Origin of the sequence: Cetobacterium sp. ZOR0034 (assembly GCF_000799075.1) — a bacterium.
Classification (GTDB): Bacteria; Fusobacteriota; Fusobacteriia; order Fusobacteriales; family Fusobacteriaceae; genus Cetobacterium_A.
In genome coordinates, this window is the sequence record NZ_JTLI01000029.1 from 64,588 (window position 1) to 77,766 (window position 13,179).

General features: G+C 28.6%; 12 protein-coding genes and 1 riboswitch. Of the genes, 8 read left to right on the forward strand and 4 right to left on the reverse strand.

The annotated features are described in order from the left end of the window. The first annotated feature begins 38 nt into the window (after positions 1-38). The 7 genes from L992_RS06975 to L992_RS07005 all read left to right on the forward strand — a co-directional run bounded on the left by L992_RS06975 (position 39) and on the right by L992_RS07005 (position 6,408). Entirely contained in the window at positions 39-1,364 is a 1,326-nt protein-coding gene (locus tag L992_RS06975; RefSeq protein WP_047395274.1) for an NAD(P)/FAD-dependent oxidoreductase, read from the forward strand. Positions 1,365-1,382: 18 nt separating this feature from the next. Beyond that, complete coding sequence (locus L992_RS06980; protein WP_047384776.1) at positions 1,383-2,051, forward strand: TVP38/TMEM64 family protein; 669 nt, start codon at positions 1,383-1,385, stop codon at positions 2,049-2,051. 8 nt (positions 2,052-2,059) lie between these two features. Further along, on the forward strand, positions 2,060-3,223 hold the full coding sequence (locus L992_RS06985; RefSeq protein ID WP_047384774.1) for an ABC transporter substrate-binding protein: 1,164 nt from the start codon (positions 2,060-2,062) through the stop codon (positions 3,221-3,223). Between the two features lie 358 nt (positions 3,224-3,581). Then, complete coding sequence (locus tag L992_RS13745) at positions 3,582-4,088, forward strand: ABC transporter permease subunit (protein WP_231549765.1); 507 nt, start codon at positions 3,582-3,584, stop codon at positions 4,086-4,088. A gap of 98 nt (positions 4,089-4,186) precedes the next feature. Next, complete coding sequence (locus L992_RS06995) at positions 4,187-4,861, forward strand: ABC transporter permease (protein ID WP_197053392.1); 675 nt, start codon at positions 4,187-4,189, stop codon at positions 4,859-4,861. Next, the gene (locus L992_RS07000) at positions 4,836-5,816 is read left to right on the forward strand and encodes an ABC transporter ATP-binding protein (RefSeq protein ID WP_052191854.1); all 981 of its coding nucleotides are present in this window, start codon (positions 4,836-4,838) and stop codon (positions 5,814-5,816) included. Before L992_RS06995 ends, L992_RS07000 begins: the two co-directional genes overlap by 26 nt. A 4-nt stretch (positions 5,817-5,820) precedes the next feature. Then, the gene (locus tag L992_RS07005; RefSeq protein WP_047384771.1) at positions 5,821-6,408 is read left to right on the forward strand and encodes a CDP-alcohol phosphatidyltransferase family protein; all 588 of its coding nucleotides are present in this window, start codon (positions 5,821-5,823) and stop codon (positions 6,406-6,408) included. Positions 6,409-6,455: 47 nt separating this feature from the next. Here the strand turns inward: L992_RS07005 and L992_RS07010 are convergent, their stop codons facing one another. From L992_RS07010 to L992_RS07025, 4 genes are read right to left on the reverse strand one after another with little or no spacing between them, the layout of a single operon-like run. Further along, positions 6,456-6,704 (reverse strand): SemiSWEET transporter, encoded by a 249-nt coding sequence (locus L992_RS07010; RefSeq protein WP_197053393.1) that lies wholly within the window; start codon positions 6,702-6,704, stop codon positions 6,456-6,458. Positions 6,705-6,714: 10 nt separating this feature from the next. Continuing rightward, the gene (locus L992_RS07015; protein WP_047395278.1) at positions 6,715-8,976 is read right to left on the reverse strand and encodes an alpha-galactosidase; all 2,262 of its coding nucleotides are present in this window, start codon (positions 8,974-8,976) and stop codon (positions 6,715-6,717) included. 9 nt (positions 8,977-8,985) lie between these two features. Further along, entirely contained in the window at positions 8,986-10,689 is a 1,704-nt protein-coding gene (locus L992_RS07020) for a solute:sodium symporter family transporter (protein WP_047384768.1), read from the reverse strand. 44 nt (positions 10,690-10,733) lie between these two features. Continuing rightward, positions 10,734-11,768 (reverse strand): LacI family DNA-binding transcriptional regulator, encoded by a 1,035-nt coding sequence (locus tag L992_RS07025; protein ID WP_047384767.1) that lies wholly within the window; start codon positions 11,766-11,768, stop codon positions 10,734-10,736. 233 nt (positions 11,769-12,001) lie between these two features. After that, positions 12,002-12,101, forward strand: a riboswitch (purine riboswitch). A gap of 63 nt (positions 12,102-12,164) precedes the next feature. On the opposite strand from L992_RS07025, the gene add reads away from it, so the two are divergent. After that, entirely contained in the window at positions 12,165-13,172 is a 1,008-nt protein-coding gene (add, locus tag L992_RS07030) for an adenosine deaminase (RefSeq protein WP_047395281.1), read from the forward strand. Positions 13,173-13,179: the final 7 nt, after the last annotated feature.

Sequence of the window (13,179 nt, forward strand, 5' to 3'; positions counted from 1 at the left end):
ATACTATAATTGTCATCATATTTTAAGGAGGTTTTTTTATGTACCATACAATTGTTTTAGGCGGTGGAGCAGGTGGACTTACAACTTCTATTGGACTTGCATCTGCTGGAAAAAAAGTTCTTCTTATTGAAAAAGAAAATCTTGGTGGAGAGTGTACTTGGAGTGGCTGTATCGCTTCTAAAAGCTTTATCTCTGCGACTAAAACTTCTAAAAATCTAAAAGAGGTTTTAGAGAAAACTCTTAAAAATATACATAAAGTTGGTGACAGTGAATTACCACATATCTCTAACTTCAAAAATATAGACTTAGTTATTGGTAAAGGAAGTTTTGTAGATAAAAATAGTATTATTGTAAACGACACTATATACAAAGGAAAAAATATTGTAATCTCTACTGGAAGTTCTCCTTTTATTCCAAATATAAAAGGATTAGAAAAAATTGATTACTTAACAAACCAAAATTTTTTCTATATAAAAGATGATTACAGTAGTATGATTATGATTGGAGCTGGGATAATCTCTTTAGAACTAGCTTTTCCTCTTAAAAAACTTGGAATAGATGTCACAATTTTAGAAAAATCTAACCTTTTTCTTCCTAATATGGAAGACGAAATTAGAGAGTTCTATTCTAAACGATTAAAAGAAGAGGGTATTGATTTATTCTTAAACTGTGAAGAGATAGAGATTTTATCTTTTGATGAATCCAATAAAAAAGTTTTAATAAAAACAAATCACAAAAATTTTGAAACTGAAAAAGTTTTTATATCTACTGGAAGAGTTCCTAATTTAAAAGATTTAAATTTAGAAAAAGCTGGTATTGAGTTCAACAATAAAGGCATTGTTGTTGACAAATATATGAGAACATCATCTAAAAATATATTCTCTATTGGAGATGTAGCATCACCTCTTAAATTTTCACACGTAGCTGGATATCACGGTGAAACAGTTGTCAGAAATCTTCTGTTCCCTTATATTATGAAATCGATAAATTATTCTAATATTCCTTGGACAATATTTGGTGAAACTGAGGTTTCTAAAGTTGGACTGAGTGAAGATGAAGCTAAAACTAAATATAAAAAAATATATACATACAATTTGGATGAAAATAATGATAGAAGTTTAATCACGTTTGAAAAAAATTTCTATTTAAAGGTTATTTGTGACAATAAATTTAATATTGTAGGAGCTACATGCATAGGTGAAAGAGCTGGAGAACTTATTGGCTTTTTACAACTCATGATTGGAAATAAAATTAAGTTTTATAAAGCTATGAAATCTATTCAAGCTTACCCTACATATACTTACTATATAAGAAACCTGTCTAAAAAAGCTTATATAGATCATTTAAAAAGCTATTTACCATAATCTACTTGGAGGTGAATCTTGAAAAATAACAAAAAAAGAATAGTAAAATTGTTCATTCTAATCTTTATAGCTTTTCTCTTCTTTCTATTCTTTAAATATGATGGAGTGAAATATATAAAAGATAAAGAGCAATTAAAAACATTAATAGAAAGTTTTGGAATCTTAGCTCCTTTAAGTTACATATTACTTTACTGTATTGTAACTGTTACAACAATATCAACTCTTCCTCTTAGTTTGGCAGGTGGAGTACTATTTGGACCAGTTTATGGAATTATTTATACTATGATTGGAGCTAGTTTTGGAATGATGTCTTCATTTTTAATAGCTAGATATATTGCTAAAGATTTCATTGAACGAAAGTTTTCAAATCTACAGATTTTTAAAAAAATAAATGAAGGAGTTAAAAAAGATGGTCCATTTATTCTTGCAGTAACGAGATTATTGCCTATATTTCCTTTTGGAATTCAAAACTATCTTTACGGATTAACCTCTATCAGTTTTTTTAAATATACTATCTTTTCTATAATATTTATTTTACCCGGAACTTCAGTTTTCGTCTTACTTGCTGGAGCTATATCTGCTGGAAATACAAAAGATGCAGCTAAAATATCTTTAATCGCATCGCTAATATTTTTAGCTCTGACTATTATTACTAAAATTATTCAAAATAAAATAAAAAACAGATAGGAGATTCTATGTTAAAGAAAATTATTAAACCACTACTTCCTATTCTCTTGATTGGGATTGTTATAGGATGTGGAAAAAAAGAAAACAATGAAGTTAACATATATATGTGGGGTGGCTCAAAAGAGATTAACACCTTTATGGATGACATTGTTATTCCAGCAATTTCAAAAAAAGAAAATATTACTTTAAAAAGAGTTCCAATTGTTGATATTAAAGATGTTGTAAATAAACTTATAATAGAAAAACAAGCTGGTAAAAAAAATGGAACTATCGATGTTTTATGGGTTAATGGTGAAAACTTTAAAGCCTTAAAAGATGCTGAGGTTCTTGAAAAAAATATTTTAGCTAAAATTGATAATAAAAACATAATAAAAGAAAGCACAACAGTTAAAGATTTTGGTGAAACTATTGATGGATTAGAGGTTCCTTTTGGAGAAGCTCAGTTCAACTTTATCTATAATACAGCCAAAGGAGAGATTCCTTTCAGTAATTGGATGACTTTATCTCAGTATGTAAAAAATAATCCTGAAAAATTTACATATCCAAATACCTCTAATTTTACTGGTAGTGCTTTTGTAAGAAATATCGCTATCGATATTCTTGGATATGATGAGATTTCAAAAATGACTACTGATGAACTTAAAGCTAACTTAAATATTGTTTGGAATTTTTTAAATGAGATAGAACCATATCTTTGGAGAAAAGGTGAAACATATCCAGAGTCAGAAGGAAAATTAGATTTATTATATTCAGCTGGTGAAGTTGATATCACGATGGGATATACAATTAATAAGGTTAATTCAAAAATTGAATCTGGGGATTACCCCGTAACGTCAAAAAGTTTCCTACTAGATAAAGGAACTCTTTTTAATAATCACTACTTAGCGATTCCAGAAAACTCTGCTAATAAAAATGCTGCCTTAAAAGTTATAAATGAACTGGTTTCACCAGAGATACAACTGCTTAAACAAGATCCTAAAAATTGGGGTGACTTTACAATTTTAGATATGAAAAAACTACCGACTGAAGCTGTTCAAAAGTTTATTTTATTAAATAAAAGTGATAAAATCCCATCATCAGAGGAGCTTGCAGAGAAAAGAGTGATGGAGTTAACTCCTGAAAAGTTAGAGATTATAGACAAAGGTTGGTTAGAATACGTTGGTAAAAATTAAAAAGTATATATTTATAACTCCTTTTTTAATATATATTTCAGTATTTTTTTTATATGGCTTATACTACGTTTTTATGACCTCTATTGGATTTAACAGAATTCTAAGTCCTTCCTACTTTACTTTAGATTTTTATCGTGAAATTTTAAGCTCAAAAGAAGTTTATGAGAGTTTTATTTACACAATAAAAATAAATACAATATCTGCTTTTATTTCAATTACTTTAACAGTAGTTTTGTTGTTTCTAATATTTTTAGGAAAAAGAAAGAATTATTCTCATATAAAACTATTTCAAAAGATTGTTGAATCTCCAACTTTTATTCCTTATCTTGTAAGTGCCTATGGTATTTTACTCGTATTTATGAAAAACGGGATTCTTCATAATCTTTTTCTTAAATTTGGAATCTTATCGAGTAACCAATTTCCAATTCTAACAAATGAGAAATATGGTATTAGTATAATTCTTACATATATCTGGAAAACCTTACCTTTTATGACCATGATGGCTCTTCCAATAATGTTTAGAGTTGAAAAGAAATGGGATTCTTTAGGTAAAATCTATAACTTAAGTAACTTAAAGTTTTTTAAAAAAATAATATTACCTTTAATTTTACCAAACTTAGGAGTTAGTTTCTTTATAGTTTTAAGCTATCTCTTTGCATCATTTGAAACTCCCTATATTTTAGGAGTAACTCATCCAAGAGTTTTATCAGTATTGGTCTTCGATATGTATGCAAAAGGAAGTTTGGATTTGAGAGGTAAAATAATGGTTTTAAATATATTAATCTCTTGTATAAGTTTAATTTTTGCTGGAGCTATATATTTCATTTTTAAATATTTTACAAAATTTGAAGATAGAGAGTGGTAATCATGAAAAAATATATTTTGAATTTAACATATTTTATAATCTGCTTATTTTTTCTATTGCCATTTATGGGCATATTTTTTAAAAGTCTGAATTTTAAAATGTGGATATACGTTTTAAATTCATGGAGTACTTATGAAAGTTTAATCACTACCACAACGATTCTTTTTATAACTGTACTCATTAATTTTATAATAGGAACTCCCGTTGCAGCTTTTTTAGTAAGAGAAAAATCTAAACTAAATTTTTTACTGATGATTCTGATAGCTCTTCCTCTTATAATTCCTGTTATGGTAAGTACGATGGGACTACAATTTTCTTTTATAAAATTAAATTTGATTGATAGTGTTCTTGGAGTTTCTATTGTACACAGTGTTGCAACTATTCCCTACTATATTCTAAGTATGAAATCGGGATATCTTACAATAAATAAAGATTATTTAAATCTCGGAAAAATTTTAGGAGCTAATCCTATACAAATCTTTTTTAAGATTACGTTGCCTTTAATATATCCCTCGTTTTTAGTTGGAGTTTCGCTAACTATAGTTGTTTCTTTAGCACAGTATCTTATCACATTTATAATAGGAGGTGGAAGAGTTATCACTCTTCCGATTTTAATGATGCCATATCTAGTAGATGGTGGAATAACCAACGGAACCGTTTACAGTGTTATTTATATTATTTTTACATACCTCTTACTATTTTTACTAAATAGTTTTACCAAAAATATATACAGAAAGAGAGATTTACATGATTCAAATAAACAATGTATCTAAAACATTTTCAGGATTTCTTTTAAAAAATATAAATTTATCAATAACCTCAGGCGAGTTTATTGGTATATTGGGACAATCGGGTTCGGGAAAATCAACTCTTTTAAATTTAATAGCTGGTTTAGATGAAGATTTTACTGGAGAGATTAAAATAGAGGGTAAGAACCCATCTCATACCATAAAAAATGGAGAGATTAGTATGGTTTTTCAAGATTCATTGCTTCTTCCACACTTAAATGTATTTGATAACATTGCGTTTGGCTTGAAAATAAAAAAAATAAATAAATCTGAAATAGAAAAAAGAGTTTTCGAAGCAATTTCTGAAATGGAGCTAACGGGAAAAGAGAAAAGATTTCCAAATGAGTTAAGTGGAGGAGAAAAGCAAAGAGTTTCTATAGCTAGAGCTCTCGTGACAAAACCAAAACTTCTTTTAATGGATGAGCCATTCTCTGCATTAGATTTTAATTTAAGAGAACGAATGCAAAAATTAGTTAAATCTCTTCATAAAAAATATAAAATTAGTACTATTTTTGTAACTCATGATAGAGATGAAGCTTTCTTTTTAGCGGATAGAATTGCTATAATGTCTGATGGAGAACTTTTAGAGTTTGATACTCCTCAAGCTTTATATTACACCCCTAAAACACTATATACCGCTAAACTTCTTGGAATAGAAAATATACTTTCTAAAAAAGATTTTGAAGTAATTTTTGGACCGAGAGATGAAAATTTTGATTTTATCGCTTTTAGAGGAAACGATCTATGTATTGTTCAAAACTCTAATTTTACTGGAATCATTGAAGATATCCAGTTTGGATTAGGAAAATATTGTCTCATTATTTTAATTAGAGATATAAGGCTCTATTTCATACAAGAAAAGGAACCAAAGGAAAAAATTGGAGATTTCATCTGTTTTTTATATAATAAAAATAATGAAATCTTAATCAAAGGAGAATAAACTAATGTTAGATACACACTGTAGAAAATATATTCAACCACTTATTGAAGTAGCCGCAAATTTAGCTATAAAATTGAAGTTAAGTGCGAACTTTGTAACAATTTTAGCTGCTATCATTGGAATTTCAAGTGGAATTTTTACCCTGATAGATAAGAATATCTTAGCTATTATCATGTTATGGTTATCAGGCTATCTTGATGCTGTTGACGGAACAATAGCTCGTAAAACAAAGTCATCTACAGCTTTTGGTACTGTTATGGATATAACTTTTGATAGAGTTGTTGAAGGGTCTGTTATAATTGGGGTAGCATATAAATATCCTCAATTTAGCTTTATCTCCCTTTTACTGGCAATCAGTATAATTATTTCTATGACAATCTTTTTAACAACAGGACCTTTAGCTCAAAACAAAGGTGAAAAAACATTTTATTATCAAGCTGGATTGGCTGAAAGAACTGAAGGCTTTATTATGCTATCCGCTATGATTTTATTAAGAGAAAAAAGTGGACTTATAATAAATCTATTCACTGGAATCGTTTTATTCACTGCTTTCCAAAGATTTGTTGAAGCCAAGAAGATTTTAGATAAATAAAAAATCCCACTAGTAGATTTTTAATTCGCTAGTGGGTTTTTTATCTCCTATTTATATTTAATTTTCATTTTTAAAATAGTTATTGCAAATGACAATGTCACAGCATTTCCTATAATAACTGGGATATCTTTTCTAAAAGTTCCATAGATTAACCAAGCAAAAACTCCTACTGTAAACATTATATACATCAAAAGTGAGATTCCACTTGTATCTTTTGTCTTTATAGTTTTTATAGCTTGAGGTAAAAATGAAACTGTTGTTAAAAAAGCTGCACAATATCCTAATATATCTATCATTTTTTTCTCCTTAAATAGCTTTTAATTTAATTAAGCAACTTTTAAAATCTCCAATTAAGCTATCTAACTCTCCTTCAACTTGTAAATTCCCTAAATCAGAGAATGAAGGCTCTTTAAATATAACTCCACTATTTTGAAGCTCATCACCATAGTATGACTTTCCTTGAACTTGCAAACTTTCCACTGAATATAGATAATCTTCATTTAATCCACTCAATATCAGTGATTCATACCCGGCATTAGGAACTGATAAGATTTTATATTTTGCTACTAGCGCTTCTTTTTTATCCTTGCTAACAACCATCCATGCTGCATCATTTAATTTTTTCTCAAATGGAGAAACCAATCTATAAAAATCTCCAAATTGAATTAATTCTCTATTTTCTTTGAAAAATTCTATCTGTTTTTTAACAATCTCTTTCTCTTCATCAGTTATCTTATTCAAATCTAGCTCATATCCAAAAGCTCCAAAAATAGCGACATTCCCACGTGTTTTTATAGGTGTTACTCTATTTGTTTGATGATTTGGAACTGCCGACACATGAGCTCCCATAGAAACTACTGGATAACAAAGTGATGTTCCGTATTGAATCTTAATTCTTTCAACTGCATCTGTATCATCACTCGTCCAAGTTTGTGGCATATAATATAACATCCCTGGATCAAATCTATTTCCGCCACTTGCACAAGATTCAAATAAAACTTCTGGAAACTCTGTTGTTAACTTTTCTAAAAGCTCGTAAAGACCTAAAATATATCTATGGAAAACCTCTCCTTGTTTTGTAGAATCTATAACTTCTGACCAAACTTCAGTCATCGGTCTATTCATATCCCATTTCACATATGATATTTTTGATTCTCTCAATATTTTAGATATTTTTTCATAAAGATATTCACGAACATCCTCTCTTCCTAAATCCAAAGTATGCTGATTTCTACTTGGAGTATTTTTTCTATTTGGAGCTCTTAAAATCCAATTTGGATGATTTCTATAAAGTTCACTATCTTTATTTACCATTTCAGGCTCAAACCAAAGACCAAATTTAATCCCCATCTCTTCAACTTTTTTCGATAATCCCTCAACACCACTAGGAATTTTTTCTAGATTACTCCACCAATCTCCCAACCCAGCTTTGTCATGATTTCTAGCTCCAAACCATCCATCATCTAAAACAAACAGTTCAACACCTAACTCTTTTGCTTTTTTAGCTATATCTAAAATTTTCTCCTCATTGAAATCAAAATATGTAGCCTCCCAGTTATTAAGTAACACTGGTCTAACCTTATCTCTCCAAACTCCTCTAGCTAATCTTTCTCTATAAAGTCTATGATAGTTTAAGCTAAGTCCGTTCATACCAGTATTTGAGTAACTCATTACAACTTCTGGAGATTGGAATTCATCATTTTTTAATAATGTCCAATTAAAATTAAATGGATTCATACCAATTGAAACTCTAAGTTTGTCGTACTGATTTTTTTCAACCATCTCAATATGATTTCCACTATAAACTAAGTTGAAACCATAAACTTCTCCTGAAAACTCTGTAGTTTCTTTTCTTTTTAAAGCTATAAATGGATTGCTATTTACACTACTTGTTCCTCTTTTACTATCTATTACAAATTTGTTTTGGTTTATTTCACTTATCTCAACGTGTCTCTCTCTTGACCAAGCTCCCGAAAGATGTACAATTTGAAAATCAGGTTCTTTAAAATCTAAAGATGCACTTAAAAATCTTTCTAAAACCAACTTTTCATCCGATTCATTTTTTATGTGAGCATTTCTTGTAATAACATCATAATCTCTAAATATAGTATAACTTAAAGTTAGAGTTGCTCCTATAAGTTCATCTTTTAAATATATTTTTAAAGTTTTAGCTTCATTTGAATTTTCAATATATGTATTTGGAAGATTTTTTAGATTTTCTTTTCCTTCAACTATTTCATATGAATGATAAGTAAAATCTGTAACTCTACTTCCATTTTCTTGTAAAACTACAATTGCAGGTTCTCTATAGTCCCCATTTCCATAACTCGGATACTCTTGTAGCAAGATATCTTTACAAAACCCTCTTTTCTCATCTAAAGCGTTTGGAGTAACCGGAACCTCCGCCGAAGTTATTTGAACTAAGTGTTCATATGAGTCTCTATGTTTTATTTTTTTTCCAAAATAAAGATGTCCTAAAGTTCCATCATCTAAAACTTTTAAAATATAACTGATATTCTCATTACAAAGGTGAAACTCTAATTTTTTTTCATTTATAAGTATATGCATTTTTCCTCCCTAAGCTTCTACTGCTTTTTCTACTTTTAATTTTTGTCTATATTTTCTAATTGTTATAACTACTAAGGCTGTAACTGTCCACAATATACCTAGATTTTTTTGTAATCCCATAAAGTTCAGTGTAACCAATCCATATTTTGAGAAAATAACATAGAACGATAACATAACAGATACAATTATAGTTCCAGCTTCGTATTGATACTCCCACGGAGTTACTTCAACAATATTTTTATTTACTAAAACGTATGGAGTTTTTCTAGGCTTCAACTTTCCTATAATTAACATAATTCCACAACTTATAACAAACAGTATTGCCGACTGATGTAAAAAATGTAAATCTGGCTTAACTACTAGTTGAAGGAATGCATATGATGAAACGAAAAATGCCAGTGAAATTTTTGCAGCTATTGCTGGTACATATTTTGTTGTATATCCAATAAAAATTATTGTAAATATTGGTACATTGAAAAATCCATTTACAATTTGTAGATACTGAAATAATCCTTGTGGTGCCTTCATTATTAGAGGTGCTGTAAATAAAGATGTCAATGCTATAACAAATCCAAATATTTTTCCTTTATTTACTATTTGAGCATCTGTTTTATTTTTTCCAAAAATTGGTTTATAAACATTTATACAGAATAGTGTAGAAGCACTGTTTAAAGTACTGTTATAACTACTTAGAACAGCTCCAAACATTACCGCTGCAAAGAATCCTACAAAATATTTTGGCATTAAACCTTTAATCAGATGAGAGTACATTAAATCAGGTTCAGCAAAATTTGCACCATAAATATGATAGGCTATAATTCCTGGAATTATTACAATTATAGGAGTAAATATTTTTAGTAGCCCTGCTAACATAACTCCTTTTTGACCTTCTTTTAAATTTTTAGCAGCCAAAGCTCTTTGCATAATTCCTTGATCTGTTCCCCAATAATATAGATTAACTAAAAGCATTCCTGTGAAAAGGGTTGTAAATGGAATTGGATCTGAATTTGAACCGATAGCATCAAATTTTTCTGGATGTGCTAAAACTAATTCTCCAATTCCTCTAGTAAATGAACCATCTCCTATAAATTTAAAACCGAAATAAGGTACTGATAATCCCCCAATTACAAGTCCTATTCCATTTAAAGTATCTGAAAATGCTACTGCTTTTAACCCTCCAAAAATCGCATAGATTGCACCTATAATTCCAATAGCCCAAACTGTTATCCAGATTCCAGCTGTATAAGAAACACCTAAAACTCCAGATATATCAAACAGTTGACTCATAACTAATGCTCCTGCATAAAGTGTAGGTGGTAATCCGTTTAAAACATAACTGATTAAAAATAGATATGTTACAAATTTTCTAACTCCTGGATCAAAACGATCTTCTAAAAATTCTGGAATTGTTGTAAGACCACCTTTTAAGTATCTAGGAACTAAAAACATTGCAACAAGTACCAAAGTTATTCCTGAACAAACTTCCCATCCCATAACAGACATGTTATGAGTATAAGATTGTGCACTCATTCCCGCAAAATTTGCTGGACTAAGATTTGTTAGCATTAGAGACCCCGCTATAAATCCAGCTGTTAAACTTCTTCCACCTAAAAAATAACCGTCATTTGTGTCTAATGTATCTCCTTTAGTTTTATAATAAGTTAATATAGCAACTAAAGCTGTAAAGAAAATAAAAGATAAAAACATTAACATAAAGTCACACTCCCCGTATATTTATTTTAAAATTTTAAAAAAATTTAATCTTCAAAATAATCCATCATACTTTCTATTAATTTTGTCTTTGTATATTCAACTCTTGTTTCTACAAACTCAGAAACTAAGAATTCGATACTTTTCTTAGCTGTTTCTTTTAACATTGGTGACACCGTTTTAAATCCCATTGGAACTGTATATTTCAAATTATCGAATCCCCAAATCTCTAATTTTTTATAATCCACTTCAAACTCTTTCAAAGCTTTCACGATTCCAAATAGCATATTATCACTTGATGAAAAAATAGCATCAAATTCTATATTATTTTTTAATATTTGAACCATATCGCTATAAGCATTTCCTCTACAATAATCTGATTTTAAAATTAGATTTTTATCGATATCTATTTTTTTCTTTTTTAAACTATCTTCATACGCTCTTTTTCTTTCAAATCCAGAAAGTTTATTTAAATCTCCTAGAAATATAAGTGGTCGTTTTAAATTTTTTTCTAAAATCTTCTCCATAATAGAAGAGGCTCCACCATAATCATCTGTATTTATATATAAAGTTTTCTGAGCCATATTGTTAATTTCTTTGGCGTAGTCTACTACCACAACTTTGTATTCACTTTTTATCATTTTTTCTAAAAACATATTATCTCTTAAAAAACCAATGAATATTCCACTTGAGACATTTCCATTCTTAAAAAAAGCTTCTATTCTCTTTTCATCATTAAAATCTTTTACATAGTCTACTAAAATTTGATGATTTTCTAAAAAAGCTTCTTTTACAACCGTATCTGTAAAATCCATAAAGTATGCTGTATCCATGCTTGTAGTTTCAGAATTCATATTAGGTTCATATATAAAAACTCCAATTACACTATTTTTTTTCCCTGCCAATGTCTGAGCATTTAAATTTGGAATATAATTGTATTCATCGATTATTTTTAAGATTTTTTGTCGATTCTTAACACTCACATTTGGATGATTATTTAAAACTCTCGAAACTGTACTTCTTGAAACTCCTGCTAATTTAGCTATCTCTGTACTATCTATTTTCAAATTTTCTTTTTTCATATTGCGCCTTTCTTTTTGGACAGCTGTCCAAAAGTTTTTTAAAAAAATATTTATGTACGTATTATAAAATAAAAAATAGAAAAATAAACATTTTTTATTAAAAAAGTATTTTTCTTTTTTTACTTTAGTAAAAAAACTTCTATTTTTTATACTTAACTTTTTTAGTTAAATATTTTTTATTGACAGACATTATTATTTAATATATAATAATTGAAATATATTTTTTAAATATATAAAAATTAAATAAACAACTTCGTATAACCCTATTAATCTGGTATAGGGGTCTCTACCACGGAACCATAATTCCTGCTTACGAAGAAGATATGTCTATCATTGTCATATTTTCTTCGTGTGCAGGATTTTTTTTATAATTTTTTATTTAGAAGGAGAAAAAATATGAATTTAAGCAAATTACCAAAAATCGAGTTACACTGTCATCTTGATGGAAGTGTAAGACCTGAAACTATTATTGAGTTATCAAAAATTGAAAATGTTAAACTGCCAAGTTATGATATAGAAACTATTAGAAATATTATGGTTGCTCCTATGGAATGTACATCTCTTGATGAGTATTTAGAAAAGTTCCAAATTCCTGTTGCTATTATGCAATCTAAGGAGAGCTTAGAAAGAGTCACTTTTGAACTTATGGAAGATTCTGCTAAAGAAAATATAAAATATATTGAGATTAGATTTGCTCCATTACTTCATATAAATAAGGGGCTTTCTGTTGAAGAGATTTTAGAGAGTGTTGTTAAAGGAATTAAAAAAGCTGAAGAGATATACGATATAAAAGGAAATCTTATCTTATCATTCCTAAGACATATGTCTGCTGAAACTATCTACGATGTTATTGAAGCTGGAAGAAGATTTTTAGGCAATGGTGTTGTGGCTATAGATCTTTGTGCAAGTGAAGAAAAAGGTTTTTGTGAAAGATTTATAAAGCCATTCGAACTTGGAAGAGAGTATGGTTATAAAGTTACTATACATGCTGGTGAAACTGGAATTGGAGAGAATGTTTTAGATGCTGTTCAAATGCTACATGCTGAGAGAATTGGTCATGGAATCCACATAAAAAATTGTAAAGCTGCTTATGATATCGTAAAAGAAAATGGAATTACATTAGAGATGTGTCCTACGAGCAATGTTCAAACTAAAGCTGTTGAGAATTTTGAAAATCATCCTCTTTTAGATTTCTATAAAGATGGAATAAATGTAACAATAAATACTGATAATAGAACTGTTTCTAATACTACTTTAACTAATGAGATTCTTGTTTCTAAAGATAACTTCAATATGGATTTTGAAATTTATAAAAATATATATCTAACTTCTGTTGAAGCTGCTTTTACAACTTCAGAGATTAAAAATAAACTGAAAATTGATTTAAATAAATCTTTCATATAATAAAAAA